Genomic DNA, 23,603 nt, shown 5'->3' with positions numbered 1-23,603 from the left:
TAATGAAATCAGCAGCACAACGCGGCGTCGACTACGTCACCGACGCCGCCGACCCGAAGGCCGGCGACGGCCACGTCGTCATCGAGGTCGCAGCGGCGTCCTTGTGCGGCACCGATCGTGAACTTTACGAGTGGACACCGTCCGCGCAGGCATTCAATCTGAACCTGCCCGTCATCCTCGGTCACGAAGGCGCGGGAACTGTCGTCGAAGTCGGGCCCGGGGTCACCGGACTGACCGTCGGCGATCGAGTGGCGCTGGAAAGTCACCTCACCTGCGGCGAGTGCTTTCCCTGTCGCACCGGGGATGCGCACACGTGCGAACGAACCGGGATCATCGGCATGCACATCGACGGGCTCTTCGCCGAATACATGAGCGTGCCGGCCGGGATCTGCGTAAAGCTGCCCGCCGCGTTGTCGTTCGAGTCGGGCGCTCTCCTCGAAGCGGCAGGCGTCGCCGTCCACGCCATCCAACGAGCCAACTACTCGGTGGCAGGACGTGCCGTACTGATCAGTGGCGCTGGCCCGGTCGGCCTGGTGCTCGCACACCTGGCACAGCTGATGGGGGCGGCCTACACCGTCGTTGTCGAACCGAACGAATACCGCCGCGCCCAGGCCACCAAGCTCGGCGTCACCGCCCTCGCCCCCGGAGACGGCGTCGTCGAACGGTGTCGGGAACTTACCGGAAAGCGCGGTGGATTCGACGTCGCCTTCGAATGCTCGGGCGCCCCGTCGGCCCTGAACACGTTGTTGGAGGCAGTTCGCCGCGAGGCGACTGTCGTCACGGTCGGCCACCCGAGCCGCCCTATCGACATCGACATCGCCGCCTACATCAATAAGAAGGGCATTACCCTGCGCGGGATCTTCGGGCGGCGGCTGTGGGAGACCTGGGAACAGAGCCTGCTGCTACTCGATTCCGGACGGCTCGACCTCGACTGGCTGATCACCCACCGGATGAAACTCAGTCAGATCGACGAAGCGGTCGAACTTCTCACCGGCGATGCCTGCAAGGTACTGCTCGTTCCGGGGCTTGGTTAGAACCCAGACTTCCAAGACTTGCTGATCATCTTTGGCCGGATATTTTGAAGATGATTGGCACGTCGGCCGGAAACTCCTGGCGGCCGACACTGATCGGCCGCCCCTTCTCAGCGACTCTGGAGGGGCGGCTGATTGCTCTCATGCTCAACTCCAGCGTGACACGCTCTCCCATGTACCACCACGCGGAAACATTCGCCCTGTGTACCCGCTCATGGAGTTCACTGATTCATGCGTCCTAGATCAACACCTAATGGCGTCAGACCGCCCGTGGAACGTCGAGACTGGCAACGATTTGCCCACTGCCAGGTGATGAGTGCAGAACTATTCTTCGCCGCTGAACACGAAGATACAGCTACCCGGAAGTGCCGGGAAGACTTCGCCAAAGCGATCTGTAGCGCATGCCCTGTTCAACAGCCGTGTCGTTCCCATGCTCTTACCCATCGCGAGCCGTACGGGGTGTGGGGAGGGACGACCGAACGAGAACGCGGTCTAGAACGGCGATCGGCTGCAACGAATTCCGACAGATCTGCATGCGTCAACACGTCTGCTACTGCGGCAACGCCCCCGACCACTAGGTACACGTCGCGATCGACGGCCGCCGTGAACAACTAAATGTCGAATCCGACACCGACGTTGGGCAACTTACAAGCCCCCTTGAGATGAGCAGCGACGTCCAGTCGGCATACCGACGGGTCAGTCTCGACCGGGATGAGATCGCCGACGATGGCTGGCCACTCGTACCCAAGTCGCTGTCGGCGTTAACCGCAATGCCGGGCACGGTGAACGCGATCCGACCGTGCTCGGGCGCCCAGATCAGGCCCTTCTTGATGGCGGTTTCACGCACATCGCTGACACCGCTGGCTGTCGTCCCCATCAGCTCGGCCACCTTGCCCGACCGAGGTGCATCTTCACCGGTGGCCGCGAGGGCCCTCAGGTAGCGGCGTTCCCTGTCCGTTGCCCGAGTCCACCGGGAAGGAAAGAAGCCTTCATCGAGGTGGCGCCGCCCGACCTCGACGGCAAGTTCTGCATCTTCTACTTGGAAGGGTGCCTCCGGTGCAAGATTCCAGATGGCCTTGCCGTACTCCTGCAGGAAGTACGGGTAGCCGCCGCTGGCGGTGACGAGCACGTCGAGCGCGTCGTCGGTGAAGTCACCTCCGTGGTGACGAACGGGGATCCGCAGCGCATCGGCGGCGGCGTCTTTGTCGAGGGGACCGACTGTGCTGTATAGAAACTGACGTTCGGCGTAGGAGCGGTTCTCGGCCAGGACGGCAGGCAGGTTGGGAAGACCGGCACCGATGAGGAAAAACGGCCATTCGCGTTGACTGGCCCGGTGCTGGACGGTCAACAGCGCCGAGAGCAGGTCGGTGTCGAGGTCCTGCATTTCGTCGATGAACAGGCCGAAGGCGCTGCCCCGCGGTTTGAGCACGTCGGTGATCGCTTCGACGAGTTCTTCGATGTCGAGGTGGCCGGTTTGTTGATCCAGGCTTCGGTGGGCAGGTTCAGAATCTTCGGTCCTCGACCCGATGCCCGGAATCGTTCGGGATGGGCCTGTCGAGCATGGTGGTCTCCACTGATCGTTGCAACACGCATCTGGAATTCTGACGGTCGTCTTGTCATCGGTTCGATGTGTTGGTAGGCGCCCACTGCCCCGCCAAACGACGGCGATTCATGAACTGCGCGCCCGCGGACGGGGCATCCGTGCCGCCGCCCGGCAAGCGAGGTGCGCGGTGCCGGTGGGTTGGACGGCGCAATCTTTCACAGCGAGAACGGGGCCCAATACGCGTCGACGGAGTTCGCCGCCGTGTGCCGTGAGTTGGGAGTGATCCGGTCGCGGGGTGCGGTCAGGACGTCGGCGGACAACGCTGCAGCGGAGTCGTTCAACGCGACGTTGAAACGGGAGACGCTGCAGGGCCGCAAACGCTGGAACGGTGCCGTAAGCAGGTACTGCCGTGTTCCGCTGGGTCACGCGCTACAACACGAAACGAAGGCACTCCACCCTCGGTCAAATCTGTCCGATCGACTTCGAACATTAATCGGCTACGCTGGCCACCGCCGCATAGAAACTGATGTCCACTCTCTGGGGGAACGCCCCCATCGCGTGTACACAGTGCCCATCTTGCAGGTCGCGTTGCTGCTGGGCATGGCCGCCCGCAAGAGTTGAACCCGAGCCGGTATCACCGGTGAGCTGGGCATTCCGCCCGGCAGGATCCCGCACTGCTCAGATGGCGGTTCGAATTCCCCGGCGCCGGCGGCCGCAAGTGCTTCGACGCGGCGATCGCGCAGATCGCCCGCTCCCTCGCCTCGTGACCGCCACCAGCGACCGGCGGCATCGATGAGCACCTGGAGGTAGCTACAACGATAGGGCGTCATTGTAGGATGAACATATGCCTGATAAGCCTCTGTCCAAGCCCTCGCGGACCGCTGGGTTCTCTCGGACCAGGACATTGGCAAGCCGTCGAGCGACTGAGGCAGTCGAGGGGGCAACCGAAATCCTACCGTTGTTTCGGGATGTCACGCCCCGAACCCGCCTTCCGGAGATGCCGCCGAAACGAGCAGAGATGACTGCTCAACGCATCGTGCGGAAGATTCGTGAAGACGGATTGAAGCCCGGCGATCCACTCCCGATCGAGTCCGAGATGTACGAGGAACTCGGGGTGGGTCGCTCTACACTACGCGAAGCTCTGCGGATATTGGAACAGCAGGGCGTGATCACAATCCGTCCGGGCCGTAGAGGAGGACCGGCGGTTGCGTCCCCGGACTCACGACACCTCGCCAGCACCCTTGCATTGATGATGCAGTTCTCTGAGACTCCGTTCCGGTCGGTACTGCAGACCCGCGAGCAGATCGAGCCGATTGCTGCTGCATTGTGCGCGCAGAACCGAGATGAGCGCGTCCTTGACGGGCTGCGCCAGTCGGTCGATTCGATGCAAACCAACCTCGCCGACGAAGAAAAGTTCCTCTACGAGAATCATCGGTTCCATGAACTGGTTGCGGAAGGCTCCCGAAATCCTCTGATCACCTACTTCCTGAACTCTCTCGACTGGATCATCGACGGAGCTCGCCTCGGCGTGACTTACAGCAAAGCGTCACGTAAGCACGTCGCGGCGGTCCACGATGAAATCTGTGACGCGATCGACGATGGCGACGAGGAGCTTGCCCGAGAACTCATGATCCGACACATGGGCGAGACCCGCGAGTATCTCGAACGGAAGTATCCCAAGGTGCTGGATCAAGTCCTGACCTGGGAAATGTTCGGAACCTGATCATCCTGGCGTTGCCGGTGGCCTTGTCTGGTTACGGTGCGCCCGAACCCACGCCGCGATTTGTCTCCGGGACCGCACGCCCAGTTTGGCAAAGATTGCTTCGACCTGACTCTGCACGGTTTGCTGCGAGAGTGAGAGGTTCGTTGCGATGGCGCGGGTCGACACGCCTTTCGTCACCAACTCCGCGATCCGTCTCTCGTCTTCGGTGAGATGATGCGCAGCCGCGTCCGGGTGGTCTGTCTCCTGACGACTTTCGGCAAGCGCGTATTCGATGGCCGGCCCGAGACCCATGCGCGCCCCCTTCCTGCGGCGCGCACGAAATACGTTGGCTCCCAATTGTTCATGCGTCGAGCGTTCGCATTCGACGTGATAGGTGCGGAGGTCATGGAACAAGAGCGGAGAACTCCCAACCTGGGAGCCGAGTGATTCCGCAGCACCGAGCAGGATCGCTGCTCGCTCCGGATTCCTGTCGTCATTCGCGATCCAAGCCAGCACCTCGAGGGCTACGGCGGCAACGAGCGGTTCACCCACAAGCTTGCAGAGGCGGAGGCACTCGTTGATCGAGTTCGCTGCACGGCTCGTCTCGTTCTGTCGGTACTGTGCCACACCGAGCCCCCATAGACAGTACGAGCGGTATACCGTTTCGCCGCGAGACTGGGTGATTGCGAGGACCTGTTCGTAGCATGACATTGCCTGGATGGTAAGACCTCTCAGCTCGTACGAGACGCCGAGCATGAACTGGGACCACACCAGAACTCTGGTTCTATTACTCGACTCGAACAACCGGACTGCCTTCTCCAGATGCAGAGATGCCTCAGGGGCGTCGCCGCTGTACAGAGACAACAGGCCTTCTCCGTGCGCGAGGTATGCGTCGGCGATCGGGTCGTCCAGGTCGGCGTTCAGTGTTTGTGCAGACGCGATCAGACCGGCGCCGGCCTCGAGGTCGCCTTGCAACTCCGCCAGCACGCTGTTGCAGCAGATTGCCATGACCCGCTCCAGTGAGGATCGCTCACGACTGGAACCCAGCGCGCGATCCAGCCAGTACCGCCCTTCGCTGAAGAGATTCCGCGCGAACCAGAACGGAAAGAGTGCCAGCGCAAGCTCGAGTGCGGCGTCGGGATGAACTCCGCTGGAGTCCAGGTGCGCGAACTCCATAGCTTCCCGCAGGTTGGACTGTTCTCGATCCAGGCGGGTGAGCCAGTCCATCTGGCGGCTACCGATCCAGTCGGCTTCCGCGTCCATTGCCAACTGGCGATACAGATCGTAGTGGCGGCGACGAAGTGTCGAGTACTCACCGGATTCGATCGTCTTCTCTCGTCCGAATTGGCGAATGGTCTCGAGCATCCTGAATCGGACCTGCCCGCCGTCCTCATCACGGATCAAGATCGATTTGTCCACCAGGGAGGAGATGACATCGAGCAGATCGTCGAACGACAGGTCTTCGAGGCAAATATGCAACGCGGCGTCAAGATCGAAACTTCCGGAGAAGACGGACATCTGGGCCCAGATCTGTTGCTCGACGGGAGTGCAGAGTGTGTAACTCCACTCGATGCACGACCTGAGAGTCTGCTGGCGGGTCGGTGCTCCTCTGATTCCCCGGGTGAGCAGCTTGTATCTGTCGCTCAGCCGCTGAAGCACTTGGTCGACCGACATCGCACGCAATCGGGCCGCTGCGAGTTCGATGGCCAAGGGTAGCCCGTCGAGGTGGCGGCAGATCTGAACAACACTGTCGAGGTTCTCGTCGGAAAGCGCGAACCCCGGCACAGCGGCGGCTGCTCGATCTTCGAACAGTGAGATCGCGTCGTAGGCGGGAGTCCCGATCATTTCCGGTTCATGTTCAGGGTCGGGTACAGCCATGGAAGGAACTCGCCTCACCGATTCCCCGGCGATGTTCAGAGGTTCTCGGCTCGTTGCCAGGATCGTGAGATCCGGACATGTTCGGATCACGGATCGAGCGAATTCTGCGACTGCATCGATCAGGTGCTCACAGTTGTCCAGAACGAGCATGAGCTGTCTGGGCGCGAGGAACTCGACTATTTCCTGTGTCGGATTCGCAGTGCGGACGCGCAGGCGGAGGGACTCGGCGATGACATTCGGCACCAATGACGGATCGAGTACTTCGCCGAGTTCGACCAGCCAGAGCCCATGGGGGAACCGGTCACGCATCTCCCCCGCAATGTGCAATGCCAGCCGAGTCTTTCCGACTCCGCCGATGCCGGTCAGGGTGAGAAGCCGCGTGGTGTCGAACATTGTCCTTGCAGCGTCGAGTTCGTCCCGACGACCAACAAAGTTGGTTGCGTCCAGGGGTAGGTTTCCCACGGATCCGGCGACCAGGGCGGGGGTATGTGCCGGTCTGAGCTCGGAGAGGCTGGAACCGGAGGATGGCCGGACCGCCGGCGGTTCTCCGTGGTCGTCGGGCAGGGCCATGTCGTCGACGGCGAGTCCGGTGCGCCGCTGAATCTCGCGTAGCTCCTCGCCGAACACTTCTGCGCCACTCGGTCGGTCGGAGGGATCACGGGCCATGGCCTGCTCGATGATCGCCGCGAGCTCCCCGGGGATGCCCTGTTCTCGCAGGTCGGGAATCGGCCTGCTGGTGATACGAATGAACTGGGCGACGAGTTGCTCACCGCTACGGCGTTCGAACGCGGCGTGACCCGTCATTGCGCAGAACAGGGTTGCGCCCAGACTGTAGACGTCCGATACCTCGGTGGGCGGGGCACCCTCGAGGACTTCAGGGGACGCGAACGACGGCGATGCCAGGATCGCATCCTTGGTGGTTTCGAAACCGCCGGAGATATGTGCGATCCCGAAGTCGGTCAACGCGGGTTCGCGGTAGTTGGACAGCAGGATGTTGCCGGGCTTGACGTCACGATGGAGGATCCCCAGCCGATGAGCGGAGGCGAGGGCACCGGCCATCTTCACTCCCAGACGCAAAGCCTGGTCGACCGTGTACGGGCCGGAACGGCGGATCATCGCATCGAGCGAGCCCAGCGGGTAGTAGGGCATCACGATGAACGGATGACCGCTTGCAGTGACCCCGACTTCCAGCACGGTAACGATGTTGGGGTGTTCGGTCAGTCTTCCCATGGCGCGCTGTTCACGCAGGAATCGGGACCGGTTCGCCTCGTCCAGATCCTGTGTCAGCACCTTGACGGCGACGGTGCGGTCCAGGTCCGGTTGGAGACACCGGTAGACCACCCCGAATCCGCCGCGTCCGATTTCGTGTGCATCGATCAGGCCGAGTACATCCAGCTCGGCGTCGATGGAAGGTGATTCGCCGCGTTGTGTCCGGTCGGCATCCGGAGAAACCATCGAACTCACCTGACGCTCTTGCGAGCGACCACAGAGGTGACGGTCGGGGGTCGCGCCCCGGTGGTACAGCGCCTTCCCAACAGTGACTCCTCTGACCTCCTCGTCAGCGGATGACGAGACGACCGTTATGATGAGGGATCGTTCCCTCCGGAAGGACTCTTTCCCTCCGGGGGTTCTGTGTCAAGGGTACGCGCCGACCAACGGGGGCGAGCGGTAGTAGCCTCAAGTGTACACCGCAACCTCTTCGTCGTCGATATCGACCTTGTACACACGTGCTCGCATCTTCAGCTTGGGCGCAATGACAGACTTGCCGTCCGCGAGGTTGAACTCGTACCCGTGCCAGGGGCAACGCACGATCTCGCCCTCCCGACCCCACTCGTAGGTGTCCGGGGCGCTTTCGAGCATCATCCCGGTGGGGGGAAGCGTGCACAAGGGCGCACCCTTGTGAGGGCACGAGTTGCGGATCGCATGCAGGGTGCCGTTCACGTTGAAGACCGCGATTTCGGTGCCCTCGATCTCGACGACCTTGCGGGTGTCATCCGGGAACTCGTCCAGTTTGCCGATCACATGACGTGTCATTTCGTACTCCTATTCGGATAGGGCCGATCCCGCGCGAGGGACCGAAAGAAGAAGGTCTGTCACAACCGCTCGATGAGCGTGGCCGTACCTAGGCCACCCCCGCAGCACATGGTCACCAGGCCGAACCTCGAATCGGTGCTCTCGAGCCGATTCACGATTGTCGTCAGGAGTCGGGCACCGGTCGCGCCGAGTGGATGACCGATCGCAATGGCGCCACCCCACGAATTCACCCGATCCATGTCCGGCCGGAACTCGCGTTGCCACGCCAGCACCACCGATGCGAACGCCTCGTTGATCTCAATCACGTCGAGGTCGCCGATCGTCAGATTGTTGCGTTCCAGGATCCGGGCGGTGGCCGGAATCGGTCCGGTCAGCATGTCGACGGGATCGACTCCCAGAACGACTTGATCCACGACCCGAGCGCGAGCCCGGAGTCCGAGTTCCTGCGCGCGCTGGGCACCGGCCAGGAGCACTGCGGCGCTGCCATCGGAGATCTGGGAGGAATTGCCGGCAGTGACCTTGCCGTTCTCCGAGAAGACGGGCCTCAACGCGCCGAGCGATCGGACCGTCGAGTCAGGTCGGATTCCCTGATCGGCCTCGATTTTCGTACCGTCGACATCAATGGGATGAATTTCCCGCGCATGGTGGCCATCACGTGCCGCTGCAGCGGCACGCTGGTGTGACAGCGCAGAGAACTCGTCCATCTCGACACGGTCGATCCCGTACCGATCCGCCAACCTTTCCGCAGCGATACCCTGGGACACCAGCGGGTACCGCGATCGGAGTTCGTCGGTGAAGGCTTGTCCCCACTGTTCCTGTGTGCCCTGATGCACGCGGAAACCGTTGCGGCCCATGTGTTCGATTCCCGCTGCCACAACTACCCGGTCGATGCCGGAATTGATCGACGATGCCGCGAAGTGCGCTGCCTGCTGACCGGATCCGCATCGGATGTCCACCGTTGTTGCGCCGGTGGACGGTGGCAACCCCTTCTGTAGCCATGCCGTGCGGGCGATGCCCGACGATTGAAATGCAATCTGATTGGCACAACCGGTGATGACGTTGTCGACGACCATCGGATCGATGCCGGCTTTCTGGATCACGCCCTCGAAGCATTGACCGAGAAGATCGGCAGGGTGGACATCGCGGAACACGCCTTTCTCGGCATGACCCCGACCTACCGGTGATCGAACCGCATCGACGATGACGGCGTCATGCGCCACATCGCGGCTCATCGTTTCCGTCCTTCGGTTGCCCCGGACGCGTCCGCCAGAACATTGGCGACAAGAGTCTTCGAAATACCGAGCCGCAGAACCTCCGACGATCCTTCGTAGATCCGCATCGGGCGGGCCTGCCGGTACAGTCGCTCGAGCTTGGAATCGCGGACCAGTCCGAACCGGCCGGAAATCTGTACCGCGCGGTCGGTGATGTTGCCGGCGACCTCACTTGCCACCAACTTGGCCATGGAACTCAGATGAATCGATGCCGCCGGATCCACGCGCGCGGAGTCGGCTGCCTTGTAGGTCAACAACCGGGCCGCCTCGAGTTCCGCCCAGGAAGCACCGAGCATATCGGCGACGGCGCCGAGCTTTGCAAGTGGTCGTCCGAACTGAACCCGCGTGCCTGCGTGCCGGGCAGCCTCCTCGAGGGCTGCCTGTGCAAGGCCGATGGACGCGCCTGCCACCGATACCCGGAATACGGCGAGCGTGGCGAGCACGTGGTCCATCGCGGTTCCGGGATCACCGATGCGGTCGGTCTCGGAGACCTCGACGTTGTCGAACTCGAGTTCTGCCAGGACGTGCGGAGCAATGATCTCCGGGGTGGAAGTCACCGTGAGTCCTGGGGCGTCGCCCGGGACGAGGAACAGGCTCAGTCCTGCGTCTTCGCGCGCAAGAATGCTGTAGAAGCCTGCGGCACCTCCGTTGGAGATGAACGACTTGTTGCCGTTGAGTACGAGACGGTTACCGTCGCGCTCTACCCGGGTGACGATGTTCTTCAGGTCGGAACCGGTGTCCTGTTCGGTGAGTCCGAGGCCTGCGAGAATCTCACCGGATGCCACCTTGGGTATCCACCGGTCGCGGAGCTCGTCGTTACCTGCGCGCGCCAGTCCGAAACTGCCGATTCCTTGCAAGGCGAAAAGGGAGTCGAGGTGTGCGGAGGTTCCCATCAGAACTTCGCGCACGACGCAGACCGCCAGCGGGTCGACCGCGTCGAATCGACCTCCCCATCTACCGGGGACGGTCAGTTGCCACAGGCCACTGTCGGCGAGCAGCTTGCGCACGCCGTCGTGAACGGTGCTCATCGCGTCGGCCTCGACGGCGAAGGGTTCGGCCGCAGCTGCCACTTCGAGTGCCTCGTCACGGATGGCACGGTATGCAGAGTCCAATTCGAAAGCCATCGATTTCCTTGTCTGTCCAGCGCAAGCAGACCGATCCTGTTGCGGTAGAGATTATTTCAATAACAAATGATGAATGTGGGAAGTCCGGTCACAGATCCAATTTGAGACAAGAACCTTTGGCGCGGGAAACGCAGATCATCATGCAATCACCGCGCTCGCGTTCGCGTTCTGTCAGCACGACGTCGTGGTGTTCCGGCGTACCTTCGAGAACGACCACCTCGCACGTACCGCACGTACCCTCCTCACACGAGGCATCGACTTCGATGCCGGCAGCCGTCAGGACCTCGAGAATGCTCTTGTCGGCAGGAACATTGAGGGTCATACCCGACTGCGCGAGTTCGACTTCGATCGGGCGCGCGTGCGTCAGGTCCGGAAGGTCGGCGCGGAAGCGTTCGACGTGCAGGGCTCCCGCGGGCCATACCGAATCGCACTGTCGTTCGACCGCCTCCAGCAGGGGTTCGGGTCCACAGCAGTAGACCGCATCACCCGGCTCGGGTGTGCCGAGCTCGGATGCCAGGTCGAGAAGGCCGTGGGTGTCCTGCGGCCAGAGAGTGACCTTGTCGCCGTATCGGCCGAGTTCGTCCTGAAACGCCATCGACTCCAGCGAACGTCCTCCGTACAGCAGAGTCCACGGGATGCCGGAGGTCTCGGCGACGCGAATCATGGGAAGGATGGGCGTGACACCGATCCCGCCGGCGACGAACTTGTATGTCCGTGCTTGCTCGAGCGGGAAATTGTTGCGCGGTCCGCGCCCTTTCACCTTCGACCCGACCGACAGGTGGTCGTGGATGTAGTCGGAGCCTCCGCGGCTGTCCGGCTCACGTAACACCGCAATGGTCCAGGTCCGGCGGTCCGTCGGGTCGCCGCACAGAGAGTATTGACGGGACAAGCCGTTGTCGAGATTCATCTCGAGGTGGGCCCCCGGTGCCCAGACGGGGAGCAATGCCCCCGTACTGGACACCAGATCCAACGCCACGATGTCGGCCGTCAGCATCCGGCGGTCGCTGACCGTAAGGTCGAGATCGACTTCAGCGTCGCTTGTCGTCAGCAGTTCATTCATGGCAGCGGAATCGAGCTCAGTTGATGCGGTCACCGTAGAACTCCCTCGGATTGTCGACCATGATCCGGTGCTGGAGATCCTCCGGCAGACCGGTGAAGACGTTGGTGGGGTCGTTGTAGTTCCAGTGCGGGTAGTCGGAACTGAACATCAGGATCTTCTCTGCGTTGACCATGTCCATCAGAGCGGTCAGATGCTGCTTCTTGGGCGGCTCGACGAACGGTTGTGTGGTGAAGCGCATGTTCTCGTTCAGATACTCACTCGGATGGCGCTTGACCCAGGGGATTTCGTCACGCAGGCCGTACCAGTCGGCGTCCAGTTTCCAGGTGAGCTCTGCGATCCATGCGATCCCACCCTCGGCGACGACGATCTTGAGCTCCGGGAATCGTTCGAATACGCCGTGGCACAGAAGACTTGCGGTGTTTGCCTGGTGGATCTGACCGAGCAATGCGTGCCATTCGATATAGAAGGTGGGGGTCCCGGCCATACGCGGTGCACGCGCATAGACGTTCTCGGTGCCACTGGGATGGACGCAGATCGGAAGGCTGTGGCGTTGCGCTGCTTCGTAGATCGGATAGTAATGCTTTTCGCCCATGAGGATGTCGTGCAGGGGCATGAGGATCTCGACGATCCCGGGCTTGTTCGCCATCCGGTCGATTTCCTTGACGGCAAGCTCCGGGTCCTGAGGGGCAATGACCAGCGCACCGCGGTAGCGCTTGTCGAACTGGAGCCAGTGCTCACACATCCAGTCGTTGTAGGCCGAAGCAATGGTGGCGGCGACCTGCGGGTCCGGCATCGCGCCGATGCCCAGCAGGTGTCCGGACAGCAGGATCGCGCGGTCGATACCGCGTCCGTCCAGAAGCTGTTCGGCGGTGAAAGCCGGGTCCGTAGCCGGTGACATGCCGGGGCGGGCGGTGTCGGCGCGCATACCGCCGGAGGAGTTGATGTAGAGGTAGTCCAACGGCAGGTGGAACGAGGACGCTACCGAGTGACCGCCGCCCAATCCGGCGCCGATGCGTTTCTGCCATGCCGTACTCATGTACGGCACCAACGTTGCCAGCCCGTTTTCCATGTAGGGATGAACGTCGGAATCGATGATCGACAGCGACAACTCCTTCTCGTCGACGGCGGGGGCAGCATGTGTGGTGGTCATAGACATTCCTTGTCTCGGACGGCGATGCTTTAAATAGCATTATGTTATCTACCTTACAGCGCTTATCTGGGACTGTCGAGACCTGCGTCACAGCCCCACGGTGCGCTGATGCGGCGGGTGCCGAGTCGGCGCCACCTTCGACATTGACGCACTAAACATGAATATGTTAGATCTAATAGCGTGTAATGTGCATCACAATACCGCCTCGATAAGCGAACCTGAGAGGTCCAGATGACAAGTACAGTCGCCCCCGCCGGCACGCTCGACGTAGACATCCCCGCACTCGACAAGGTGTTCATCGCCGGAAAATGGGTCGAGTCCACTACGGCCGAAACCATCGACGTGGTCATGCCGTCCACCGAGGAAATCGTGGCCACCGTGCCATCGCCCAGCACAGCCGACGCCGATGCTGCGGTCGCCGCCGCTCGTGCCGCATTCGACGAGGGCCCCTGGCCGCGTATGTCCCCGGACGAACGGGCACGAATCTGCCGCGTGTTCGCCGACGAACTGGAACAGCGACTGGATGCGCTGAACCGAGCCTGGGGGTTCGAATCCGGATACACCCGAGCACACGGAGAGATGATCAACTCCGGTGCAGGAAGCGCAATCTGGGGGCATGCGATCGAGATCGCCCCCAGTTTGAAGTGGGAGGAAATCCGCAAGAACGACTCCAGTGAAGTGCTGATTCAGCATCAGCCGATCGGAACGGTGCTGGCGATTCTGACCTACAACGGACCAGTTCCGTTGATGGGTATGAAGGTGATTCCGGCACTGCTCGCCGGGTGCCCCGTGGTGGTGAAGTTCGCCCCCGAGTCACAGTTGACGTCCCGGCTCATCATGGACGCCGCGCAGGCGGCCGGATTCCCGGACGGTGTCATCAGCGGTCTCGCCGCAGAACTCGACACCAGCAAGTACCTCGTCCGGCACCCGGGCATCGATATGGTCCATATGACCGGCGGCACCGCGGTGGCGAAGGAGGTCGTCCAGCAGACTTCGGACCGCCTCGCACGAACCGGCCTCGAACTGGGCGGGAAGTCGCCCGCGATCATTGCCGACGACGTCGACATCGACGAGGTCCTGGCCACGCTGGTACCCGGCGCTACCGGAGGCTGCGGACAAGTATGCGTGGCTCTGACGCGAATTCTTGTCTCTCGCAGTAGGTACGACGAGGTCGTCGCAAAGCTGGCGGCCGCATTCGATGCGATCAAGGTCGGGCACCCGTTCGATCCGAGTTCGGATCTCGGCCCGCTGGCGAACAAGCGCGCCCTCGAGCGGACCGAGCGGATGCTCGCCAAGGCCCTCGAGGAGGGCGCGGTGATCGCAGCCGGCGGTAAGCGACCGGACGGGCTGGACCGTGGCTACTACTTCGCTCCGACGCTGCTGCGCGACGTCACTACCGACATGGAGATCGCGCAAGAGGAGGTCTTCGGGCCGATTGTCGTCGTCATCGCCTATGACGACATCGACGATGCGGTTCGAATCGCCAACGACACCAAGTACGGCCTCGCCGCATCGGTGTATGCGAAGGACCGTGACAAGGCACTCGAGATCGCGCGACGAATCCGCTCGGGTGGTGTCGCACTCAACCTCGCGGGGTGCTCGCTTACCGAACCCTTCGGTGGTGTCAAGCAATCCGGGTGGGGTCGAGAATGCGGCGCCGAGGGAATCCTCGAGTTCACCGAGATCAAGCAGATTCTGCTGAGCGGGGCGTACTCGGGCTGATTCCGTACGAGGCGCAGGTGGGGACGAGCGGACCGACTCGTCCCCACCTGTTGCATGTGTGAGGTGGAACCGACAGAACAGCACCCGCCCGGATTCACCGGGCGGGTGCTGCCGATGCCTGCCGATCAGAGGCCGTAGAGCTCCCACGTCACGATCTGCTCCATGACGGCGGGGAACTTCTTCTCGAAGTACCCTGCCGTTTCCATCATGTGGTGCTTCATCTGCTTCTCCGCATCCTCGGGCAGGCCGGCTTCGATCGCCCGGTAGATCGCATGGTGTACGGAAAGAACCGAACGGCGTGCGCTTCTCGTGAACTGCACACCCAGGGGTGCACCGTCGAGAATCCAATCGAGAGAGTTGGATATGTAGGTGATCAACGGGTTGCCGGCGCCGCCCGCCACGAGAGTGTGGAATCGGTGATTTTCTTCAAGGAAGACCGCTTCGTCGTCGATATCGGCGGCCATGGCGGTGACCGACTCGTTCAGGGCACACACGGTCGCGTCGTCCCGGTGGACGGCACACAGTGACGCGGCGATAGGTTCGATGTATCCCCGCAGTTGGACAACCGAACGGAACGTGGTGTCGGAGCACTGCATCAGCAACGCCATCATGCTGGCCAGGTGTCGTGAGTTCGGAGCGGCGACTACGGGGCCACCGCCGCGACCCGGACGGATCGTCACCACACCGAGGAGTTCGAGAATGCGCAGCGCTTCGCGGAGCGTACTCCGGCCGACACCGTGAGCTACGCACATCTCGGGTTCGGTCGCAAGCGGATCGCCGGGACGCAGTCCCCCTGTTCGGATTTCTCTCACGATCCGTTGGGCAAGCAGCTCCGATCTTTTCGGTGGCATACGCGGTTCGTAGAACTGCGGTGTCATGTCCTTCAGATCGGTCGTGTTCTCATTGCCGACCGTCATCCGATACTCCTTGCTGCATGTCCTGTCGGTGCTCCTGTGGACCCCCGGTGCCCCTGAGGGGCTGGACGGAGCGGATCGTCCGATCAGCGGCCGGTCCAGTTGGGTGCCCGTTTCTCTGCGAAGGCGGCAGCGCCTTCCTGAGCGTCCGACGACCGGCGAACCGGATCGACAATCGTCTCCTGCCGATCGAACACCTCTGCCGCCGTCCAGTTCGCGGACTCGACGATCACCTTCTTCGAGGCCTTCACTGCAAGAGGGCCGTTCGCGCCGATTTCCTGAGCAAGTGCAAGTGCCGCGCCGAGTGCCTGGCCGGACTCTACGACTCGGTTGATCAGGCCTGCTTCCGAGCACCACAGGGCGGAGAGTGCGCGGCCGGTCAGGGCGGCCTCCATCGCCAGGTGGTACGGGATGCGCGAGGGCAATCGCAGCAATCCGCCGCCCGCGGCGGTCAGGCCGCGTTTGACTTCGGGAAGGCCGAACACGGCGTCTTCGGCTGCGACGACAAGATCGCACGACAACGCAATCTCGAATCCGCCGCCTACCGCAGCGCCCTCGACGGCAGCGATGATCGGGGTTTCCGGTGGCATGTGTACCAGGCCGAACGGTCCGCGTTTGGCGTCGATCGGTCGTTCTCCCGTTGCCCGGAATGCCTTCAGGTCCATTCCCGCCGAGAAGAAACCTTGCGCGCCGGTGAGCACGATTACTCGGCAGTCCGGATCGTCGTCGAGCGCATCCAGGGTGCGGGAGATCGCTTGTGCGGTGATGAGGTCGACGGCGTTGCGTGCGGACGGCCGGTTGATGGTGAGAACGACGACTCCTTTCTCGTGTTCCTCGACCAGCAGTGATTCGACGGTTTCGGTGGTGCTCATCGTGCTGCCATCCGGATTGCGCCGTCGAGTCGGATCGTCTCTCCGTTGATCATTGGGTTCTCCATGATGTAGGCGGCGAGGTCGCCGAATTCTGCGGGATCACCGAGGCGGCTCGGGTGCGGCACCGAGCGGCCGAGCGACTCGCGCACATTTTCCGGAAGTCGTCCGAGCAGCGGGGTGTCGAAAATGCCCGGCGCAATGGTCGCGACTCTGATCTGGTATTTGGCGAGATCGCGTGCCGCGACGATCGTCATGCCGACGACACCGGCCTTGGACGAGGCGTAGGGAATCTGCCCGACTTGCCCTTCCCAGGCGGCTACCGATGCCGTCATCACGATGGCACCTCGATCACCGTCGAGCAGGTCGTTGTCGACCATGCGCGCCGCGCTGAGTCGCAGGACATTGTAGGAACCGATGAGATTCGTCCGAATCACGCCTGCGTAGTCTTCCAGCGGGTTCGGGTTGCCTTCCTTGTCCAGGATGCGCATGGTGTGAGCTCGGCCGGCGCAGTGGACCACCGCGCGCAAGTGTCCGTGAGATTGCGCGAGATCGAGTGCGGCCGATACCGATTCTTCGTCGGTCACATCGGCGGGCGCGAAGGTGGCGGTACCTCCGAATGAGGCGGCGACGTCCTCACCGGCCGATGTGGGCAGGTCCAAGACGGTGACGTGTGCTCCTCGCTTGGCGAGGGCGCGTGCACTGGCCAGTCCGAGGCCGGATGCGCCGCCGGTCACCAGCGCAGATGTTCCGTCGAGATTCACTGGCTACTCCTTCGAATTCGTTTGCGCGGGCTCTTCCCCTCACGCCTTAAGGCAGATAATATAATCATGTTTTCGTGATTGTCGAGAGTGACTTCGCAGGCTCTCACGAAGGGGCGCCTCAGAGCGCGGGACGCGAACATCACTCACCCTTCCCACTGGTCGAGGCGAGTTAATATAATTAAGATATCACTGTTATCTACGCCACAGTCTCATGGAGCGACAAGTAGATGAGGAGAAATGACGTGGGCGAGACTCTGCTCGAGCGGGAGAAAGATCATCCCCAGGAAGTTGTTGCCGAACGCGATGGCCGACGGATCGTCATCATGGACTCCGCGCGCTGGGTCGACGAACGGAACACCGGTCGCGACGTCGTCCTTCCCGCGTCGTATATTGGTGTACTTCCTGCACGCATGTGTGCCGTACATCGTCCGCGCGGCGTGATCGGACACGACGCGTGTGTCGGTAAGGACGGCGCCGGAATTGCCGGGCTCTGGTACCTGGAAGCGCTGGGCGTGCCCGCCGCCACCGCGGACGGTATGACCGTCGAAATGGGCAACGGGCGCGATCTTTACGAAAGCGGCGTGATCTCCCATGTGAACTACCACGCTGAGCGTCTCGGCGTTACCGTCGGTATGCCGGTTCGACAGGCCGCCGAGTTGCTGCGGGACAACGAATCGACCGACACCTCGGTGGGGAACAAGATTCGGCGGGAGACCGTCGAAGAACTACCGGACGGCCGTCGGATCGTCGTCACGGATTCCATCGTGTGGGCATTGCCGGAAGATGCCGGCCGAAGCGTCATGGTCACTGCCGGGCACACCGGCCGCAGCGGCGCGAAATTCTTGCTCGAGGCCGATCCGTGGGCGTTCATCTGCCACGACGGCGGGATGTCGAAGAATGAATCCGGGATCGTCGGATTGCGCACCGCCGAGGAGGCAGGACTCGCCGGTGCGTGCATCGATGGGCGGACCGCTCCGATCGGTGATGCTTTCCGCGGCTACAGCGAAGGCCTGATCAGCGCCTGCAACGGCCCCGCGAAGGATCGCGGTGTCGTCGTCGGCATGCCGGTCTCCGAAGCCGCGCACCTTCTGCTCCTCGGCGGCAAATGATGGACATGCACCTCGAGCGCCCTCTGCCGTCCCCCAGTGAACTGACAGCACCCTACTGGGCTGCCGCCCGCGAGCACCGACTGGTTCGTCCCGTCTGTGACAACTGCACGCGAAGCTTTTTCACCCCGCAGTTGATCTGCCCGCATTGCCTCGCAGAGCAGTGGAGCTACCAGGCCAGCTCGGGTCGCGGAACGGTGTACAGCAGCACCGTGGTTCATCGTTCGCCCTCGCCGGCACTGCCGGCCCCCTACGAAATCGCGATCGTCGACATGGACGAGGGCTGGCAACTGCTGACGAACATCCTTCACGAAGGAGACCGGCCGACTCCGATCGGAACTCGTGTCGAAGTGACGTGGGTCGAGATCGACGACAAGTGGACGTTCCCCGCATTTCGAGCTATCGATACAAAGGACTGAGATGAATATCGGACTCGCGTTCAGTAGAAACGCCCGCCGAACTCCGCACAGCACAGCATGTTTCGCCGGTTCACGAGCTCTCACCTGGGCACAGGTGAACGAGAGGGCATGCCGATTGGCCAACCTGCTCGTCGATCGTTACGGGGTGGCCCGCGGTGATCGTGTGGCGGTGCTCGTGTCGAACAGAATCGAAGTGGTGGAGCTCGTCGGCGGGTGCGCCAAGGCGGGCGCCGTGTACGTGGGGCTGAACTTTCGCCTGGGCGAACCCGAATACGCGGACATCTTCGACAACTGCTCCCCCATGGTCGTTCTTGCCGATGGTGAGCTGGCGCCGATGGCACGACGACTGGTCGAGGGATCGGATGTCGTCGTGATCGATATCGACGAACCGAGTGAGTACGAGCGACAGCTGAGCGAATCCTCTACCGCGACTCCCGCTACGGAGACCCAGGTGCAGCCGGAGGACGACTTCTGCATCGTGTACTCGAGCGGCACCACCGGCCGTCCCAAGGGAATCCTGTTCAGTGTCGGTGCGACACTGCAGCATTCAGCGGTAGCGGTGTCCGAGTACGAGTTGTCCGACCGGACACGATGGATGATCGCGATCCCGCACAACTCGAGCATGCAGATCACCATCGCACCGTTGACCCTCCTCGGCGGAGCAATCGGCTTCGCGGACTCGCGCGGTTTCAAACCCGATCGGTTCGCCGAGGAGGTACGCTCGAACGCCGTCACACACACATTCCTCGTGCCCACCATGCTGATCAGACTGCTCGAGTCGGATGTCGGGCCCGAGGCGATCCCGACTCTCCGGACCATCGGATACGGTTCTGCACCGATCGCCCCCGACCGAGTAGAAGCCCTGGTCGAACGATTCGGACCGATCTTCGTGCAGTTGTACGGCATGGCAGAGGTTGCCTCGATCGGCACCATGCTCCGCAAGAGCGATCATGCTCTCGCCGCCGACGGACGACCGGACCTATTCTCCACATGCGGCAAGGAATCCCTGGCGGTCATGGTGCGGCTGGTGGACGACACCGGCGCCGACGTATCACCCGGCGAATCGGGAGAGATCGTCTTCGGTACGCCCTACACCATGACCGGCTACTACCGTGAACCGGAGAAAACCGACGAAGTGCTCATCGACGGATGGATGCATTCCGGGGATATCGGACAGTGGACATCCGACGGATACCTGAAGATCGTCGGCCGGAAAAAGGATCTGATCATCCGGGGCGGCTTCAACATTGCGCCGACGGAGATCGAAAACGTCCTGACGCTGCACGAGCAGGTTCGCGAGGCAGCGGTCGTCGGGATCGCGGATCCCGAATGGGGCGAATCCATCGTTGCGGCGGTGGTGGCGAACAGTTCTCCGGCGCCGTCGGCCGAGGAGCTCACCCAATGGTGCCGAGACCACGGACTGCCGAGCATCAAGATTCCGGAACGGATCGAGGTGTGGGACGATCTCCCCCGCAACGCGGTCGGCAAGATCACGAAGGCACAGGTACGAGAGAAGTTCGACACCCGGGCAGGTGTGTCATGACCGCGTCGCACCCGTTCCACGACATCGCAGTCGTGGGTGTCGGTATGACCGAACAGGCGCGCAGCCTCGAGATGAACTCGTTGACCGCGAGTGTGCGCGCCGCGAAGGCTGCCCTCGCCGATGCCGGCATCGACAAGACCGAGGTCGACGGCATCTGCGCCCGCTGGCCGGGACCCGGAGGCACCGTCTTCCAGCCCGGGTCGGCGGACTGGGCGGGGCTACTGGGCATCCCTGTCCGCTGGATCGGCGACACCTACCCACAGGGTGTGCCCGCGGTTCTCGACGCTGCCGCGGCGATCGCCACCGGACAGTGCCACACCGTCCTGATCACTGGCGGTCAGGCCGGCGTGATGAACGCCGAAGCCGGACGCGTTGCGTCCTACACCCGCCCTGCGAACGAATTCGTCGAACCCTTCGGATCGTTCACCACAGCTCAGTTCGCTCTCGTCGCGCAACGCTACCTACACGCATACCCGCACGCACGCGAGGCGATGGCGCACGCGGCCGCGACTATCCGCAATACAGGATCCCGAAATCCGGATGCCGTCATGGCCGGCCGTGGACCGTACACGGCAGAAGATATCCTCGCCGCCCCGAAGGTCGTCGATCCGTTCACCAGGCTGGAGGTGTGCCTGGCCAACGAAGGTGCTGCCGCCCTGGTCGTCACGTCCATGGAGCGTGCCCGCGACCTTCCCTCCACGCCGGTGCGGATCCTCGGCGGTGGCTCCGAGTGGATGCGTCAACAGTACGTCGATCCCCCACGATACGACGACGCGTGGATGATCGGTGCCGATGCCTCCGCGCGTGCCTACGCGACCGCCGGCCTCGAACCCCACGATCTGGACTTCGTCCAGCTCTACGACGTCAACTCCGCCGAGGTACTCAGACAGTACGAGGCCCTCGGGTTCTGCAAACAGGGCGACGGCGGAGCGTTTGCGCTCGACACCGGTATCGGAATCGACGGGGGTCTTCCGACCTGCACCGACGGCGGGGTCATGTCGTTCAGCCATATCGGTTGGGGCGCGCCGACCTTGAAGATCATCGAAGCCGTTCGACAGATTCGCGGCGTGAGCGGCGACCGGCAGGTGGCCGGCGCCCGAACGGGCCTTGTCGCGGGGGCAGGTTCAGGGGCGCAGTACTACAACGTTCTCGTTCTCGGCGCCGCGGACTGACCGCGCGCACCTCGAAGGGAGTCCAGTGGCAGACATCGAATACACCGTGGCAGATCATATCGCCACCATTCGCCTCAACCGACCGCACCGTAAGAACGCCTTCACCCTCGAAATGATCGACACCTGGGCTGACGCTCTGATCGACGCGGAACGGCGCCCCGACATCCGCGTCGTCGTCCTGACCGGGACCGGAGGGTCGTTCTGTTCGGGTGTCGATCTTTCCGTCCTCGACGAAATCGAACCGACACCGCTCGGTGCGAAGAACCTCCTCACGAAGCATGTGCACCGGGTTGCCCACGCAGCACAGGCCCTGAGCAAGCCGTACCTGGCCGGAGTCTCGGGCGACGCGTTCGGGGCCGGAATGGATATGGCGCTGCTGACGGATATCCGGATGGCTTCGGAATCCGCGCGATTCTCCCAGGCCTATATCAAGGTGGGACTCGTTCCCGGTGACGGGGGTTGCTACCTCCTTCCCCGCATCGTCGGAAGCGCAACCGCCCTCCAGCTGATGTGGACCGGACGAGTTGTCGACGCTCACGAAGCACTGTCCCTGGGCTTGGTCAGCGAGGTGTATCCGGATGACCGACTGGAGCAGGCAGTGCTCGACCTTGCGCGTGAAATCGCACGGCAGCCTCCGGTTGCCGTGCAGATGATCAAGCGCAGTGCACGGTTCGGCGAAAGACACGACCTGGCCACAGCACTCGATCTCATTTCCTCGCACCACGCCGTCGTGATGGCCACGGACGATTCGCGGGAAGCGCGACGCGCCATGGCGGAGAAACGATCGGCGTATTTCGTCGGCCGATAGTGGCCGACAAGTCCAAAGAAGGTGTGGCAATGACACTTCAGAACACCCCGGAACATCTCGAGACGCCCCCGGACGAGGTCCGCAGAAAACGAAAGGCTCTTGTTGCCGGTTCGGTAGGCAACACGGTCGAGTGGATCGACTGGGCCCTCTACAGTGCCCTCGCTCCTGTTTTCGCGACGCAATTCTTTCCCCCGGCCTCCGCCGCGGCCGGTCTTCTGGCCACGCTCGCTGTGTTCGCGGTCGGGTTCGTGATGCGCCCCGTCGGCGGCGCAGTGCTCGGTGCCTTCACCGACCGTCACGGCCGGAAGAAGGGCTTGACACTGACGATCGTAATGATGGCGGGGTGCGCGTTCCTGATTGCACTGTGCCCCACCTACGAACAGATCGGAGTCGCAGCACCCGTCGTTCTCCTCCTCGCTCGGTTGGTCCAAGGATTCTCCGCCGGTGGCGAGTTCGGGTCATCGTCCGCGCTACTTGTGGAGTCCGCAACAGGTATGCGCAGGGCGTTCGCCGGATCGTGGCAGCAGGTATCGGCCGGACTAGGTGTGTTGATCGCAGCGCTCCTGGCGCTCGGCCTCACCTCAGTATTGGAACCGGACGCTATGGCGTCGTGGGGCTGGCGCGCGGCATTCATCGTCGGCGGACTCCTCGGGCTGGTCGGCCTGTGGCTGCGCATCGGACTCGACGAGACCGACGACTTCCGCAATGCACGCGAAGAAGGTCGTATCCAGCGGAACCCGTTGACTCGGATGCTCCGGAAGCACCCGGGCGCGGCGCTTCGGGTGATCGGGATGGCAGCGGCCGGCGTTCTGATCTACTACATCTGGATCAACTACATGCCGGGATACGTCAGCTCGGCCCTCGGCACGATGGAACTGCAGACCGCGCTGGTCGCGAACACGATCGCGTTGGCGTACTTCCTGTGCCTGCTGCCGTTCGTCGGCATACTCGCCGACCGCGTCGGCCGCAAGCCGATCATGATCTTCTTCGCAGCAGGATTTCTATTGTTCGCGTATCCCGCCTTCCGGCTGCTCGAAACCGGGGGATTCTGGACCCTGTTCATGGTGGAGATCATCGGAGTCACCCTGCTGGCCGGATACGCGGGCCTCATTGCGACGGTCATGGCCGAGCAGTTCCCCGCGGAGATCCGCACCACCGGGATCGGATTCCCCTACGCCATCGCGGTTGCAGTGTTCGGGGGGACCGCACCTTATGTCACCACCTGGCTAGCGACCAACGGCATGCAGGACCGGGTCTGGATGTATGTGGCCGGAGCCGCCCTGGTGGGCCTCGTGGTATACGCCCGAATGCCCGAAACACGTGATCGCGTACTGAACTGACAACCGATCACCCTCACCGGTTCTCTCTGCCGAGGGCGGCGAGGAAGTCGGTCGGCACCCGATCCGACGGTTGACGGGCCCGTTAAATATAGATATCTTATGAAGTGTTCCACATCACAGGCTCCGAGGTACCCAGTAAGGGTTGCGGTGAGC

Annotated in this window: 20 protein-coding genes and 1 pseudogene; 11 read left to right on the top strand and 10 right to left on the bottom strand. The window is 62.7% G+C overall.

From position 1 onward, the window contains the following. The first annotated feature begins 2 nt into the window (after positions 1-2). Both GON09_RS27620 and GON09_RS27615 read left to right on the top strand, forming a co-directional pair. Positions 3-1,034, top strand: coding sequence for a zinc-dependent alcohol dehydrogenase (locus GON09_RS27620; protein WP_280521712.1), 1,032 nt, complete (start codon positions 3-5; stop codon positions 1,032-1,034). A gap of 228 nt (positions 1,035-1,262) precedes the next feature. Beyond that, a complete protein-coding gene (locus tag GON09_RS27615; protein WP_213935120.1) occupies positions 1,263-1,646 on the top strand; it encodes a WhiB family transcriptional regulator in 384 nt (127 codons plus the stop codon). On the opposite strand, the gene GON09_RS27610 is transcribed toward GON09_RS27615, so the two are convergent. Continuing rightward, positions 1,606-2,460 (bottom strand): hypothetical protein, encoded by an 855-nt coding sequence (locus tag GON09_RS27610; protein WP_244867063.1) that lies wholly within the window; start codon positions 2,458-2,460, stop codon positions 1,606-1,608. The two genes, GON09_RS27615 and GON09_RS27610, sit on opposite strands and share 41 nt — an antisense overlap. A gap of 279 nt (positions 2,461-2,739) precedes the next feature. Here GON09_RS27610 and GON09_RS27605 point away from each other — a divergent pair. Beyond that, a pseudogene (locus GON09_RS27605) lies at positions 2,740-3,067 on the top strand (transposase); the annotation flags it as partial. A 525-nt stretch (positions 3,068-3,592) separates the two neighbouring features. Further along, entirely contained in the window at positions 3,593-4,297 is a 705-nt protein-coding gene (locus GON09_RS27600; protein WP_213935119.1) for a FadR/GntR family transcriptional regulator, read from the top strand. On the opposite strand, the gene GON09_RS27595 is transcribed toward GON09_RS27600, so the two are convergent. From GON09_RS27595 to GON09_RS27565, 6 genes are all read right to left on the bottom strand, one after another. Further along, a complete protein-coding gene (locus GON09_RS27595) occupies positions 4,298-7,609 on the bottom strand; it encodes a protein kinase domain-containing protein (RefSeq protein ID WP_244867062.1) in 3,312 nt (1,103 codons plus the stop codon). 222 nt (positions 7,610-7,831) lie between these two features. After that, positions 7,832-8,188 carry a Rieske (2Fe-2S) protein gene (locus tag GON09_RS27585; protein WP_213935117.1) on the bottom strand — a complete coding sequence of 119 codons (357 nt, stop codon included), beginning with the start codon at positions 8,186-8,188 and terminating at the stop codon, positions 7,832-7,834. A gap of 59 nt (positions 8,189-8,247) precedes the next feature. Next, complete coding sequence (locus GON09_RS27580) at positions 8,248-9,420, bottom strand: thiolase family protein (protein ID WP_213935116.1); 1,173 nt, start codon at positions 9,418-9,420, stop codon at positions 8,248-8,250. Next, positions 9,417-10,583, bottom strand: a complete 1,167-nt coding sequence (locus GON09_RS27575; RefSeq protein WP_213935115.1) for an acyl-CoA dehydrogenase family protein — start codon at positions 10,581-10,583, stop codon at positions 9,417-9,419. The genes GON09_RS27580 and GON09_RS27575 overlap by 4 nt, the downstream gene beginning before the upstream one ends. 88 nt (positions 10,584-10,671) lie before the next feature. Beyond that, a complete protein-coding gene (locus GON09_RS27570; RefSeq protein ID WP_213935257.1) occupies positions 10,672-11,643 on the bottom strand; it encodes a PDR/VanB family oxidoreductase in 972 nt (323 codons plus the stop codon). A gap of 16 nt (positions 11,644-11,659) precedes the next feature. Continuing rightward, positions 11,660-12,793, bottom strand: a complete 1,134-nt coding sequence (locus GON09_RS27565; RefSeq protein WP_213935114.1) for an amidohydrolase family protein — start codon at positions 12,791-12,793, stop codon at positions 11,660-11,662. A 231-nt stretch (positions 12,794-13,024) separates the two neighbouring features. Between GON09_RS27565 and GON09_RS27560 the strand changes: the two genes are divergently transcribed. Further along, the gene (locus GON09_RS27560; RefSeq protein ID WP_213935113.1) at positions 13,025-14,515 is read left to right on the top strand and encodes an aldehyde dehydrogenase family protein; all 1,491 of its coding nucleotides are present in this window, start codon (positions 13,025-13,027) and stop codon (positions 14,513-14,515) included. A 125-nt stretch (positions 14,516-14,640) separates the two neighbouring features. Here the strand turns inward: GON09_RS27560 and GON09_RS27555 are convergent, their stop codons facing one another. The 3 genes from GON09_RS27555 to GON09_RS27545 form a co-directional block, all read right to left on the bottom strand. Next, positions 14,641-15,432 (bottom strand): FadR/GntR family transcriptional regulator, encoded by a 792-nt coding sequence (locus GON09_RS27555; RefSeq protein WP_213935112.1) that lies wholly within the window; start codon positions 15,430-15,432, stop codon positions 14,641-14,643. An 83-nt stretch (positions 15,433-15,515) separates the two neighbouring features. Then, positions 15,516-16,301: a crotonase/enoyl-CoA hydratase family protein gene (locus GON09_RS27550; protein ID WP_213935111.1), complete on the bottom strand. Its 786-nt coding sequence runs from the start codon at positions 16,299-16,301 to the stop codon at positions 15,516-15,518. Then, positions 16,298-17,062 carry an SDR family NAD(P)-dependent oxidoreductase gene (locus GON09_RS27545; RefSeq protein WP_213935110.1) on the bottom strand — a complete coding sequence of 255 codons (765 nt, stop codon included), beginning with the start codon at positions 17,060-17,062 and terminating at the stop codon, positions 16,298-16,300. Before GON09_RS27545 ends, GON09_RS27550 begins: the two co-directional genes overlap by 4 nt. A gap of 242 nt (positions 17,063-17,304) precedes the next feature. Here GON09_RS27545 and GON09_RS27540 point away from each other — a divergent pair, with 242 nt between their 5' ends. From GON09_RS27540 to GON09_RS27515, 6 genes are read left to right on the top strand one after another with little or no spacing between them, the layout of a single operon-like run. After that, positions 17,305-18,171 carry a hypothetical protein gene (locus GON09_RS27540; RefSeq protein WP_213935109.1) on the top strand — a complete coding sequence of 289 codons (867 nt, stop codon included), beginning with the start codon at positions 17,305-17,307 and terminating at the stop codon, positions 18,169-18,171. Continuing rightward, positions 18,168-18,587 (top strand): Zn-ribbon domain-containing OB-fold protein, encoded by a 420-nt coding sequence (locus GON09_RS27535; protein WP_307854579.1) that lies wholly within the window; start codon positions 18,168-18,170, stop codon positions 18,585-18,587. The genes GON09_RS27540 and GON09_RS27535 overlap by 4 nt, the downstream gene beginning before the upstream one ends. 1 nt (position 18,588) lies before the next feature. Next, positions 18,589-20,130, top strand: coding sequence for a class I adenylate-forming enzyme family protein (locus tag GON09_RS27530; RefSeq protein WP_213935107.1), 1,542 nt, complete (start codon positions 18,589-18,591; stop codon positions 20,128-20,130). Then, positions 20,127-21,302 carry a thiolase family protein gene (locus tag GON09_RS27525; RefSeq protein ID WP_213935106.1) on the top strand — a complete coding sequence of 392 codons (1,176 nt, stop codon included), beginning with the start codon at positions 20,127-20,129 and terminating at the stop codon, positions 21,300-21,302. Before GON09_RS27530 ends, GON09_RS27525 begins: the two co-directional genes overlap by 4 nt. Positions 21,303-21,327: 25 nt before the next feature. Beyond that, complete coding sequence (locus GON09_RS27520; RefSeq protein WP_213935105.1) at positions 21,328-22,110, top strand: enoyl-CoA hydratase/isomerase family protein; 783 nt, start codon at positions 21,328-21,330, stop codon at positions 22,108-22,110. 29 nt (positions 22,111-22,139) lie between these two features. Continuing rightward, positions 22,140-23,450, top strand: a complete 1,311-nt coding sequence (locus GON09_RS27515) for an MFS transporter (RefSeq protein ID WP_213935104.1) — start codon at positions 22,140-22,142, stop codon at positions 23,448-23,450. Positions 23,451-23,603: the final 153 nt, after the last annotated feature.

The organism is Rhodococcus sp. B50 (assembly GCF_013602415.1).
Classification (GTDB): Bacteria; Actinomycetota; Actinomycetes; order Mycobacteriales; family Mycobacteriaceae; genus Rhodococcus.
Note: the sequence above shows the minus strand (reverse complement) of the source record. Positions and strands in the feature narration are given on the sequence as shown.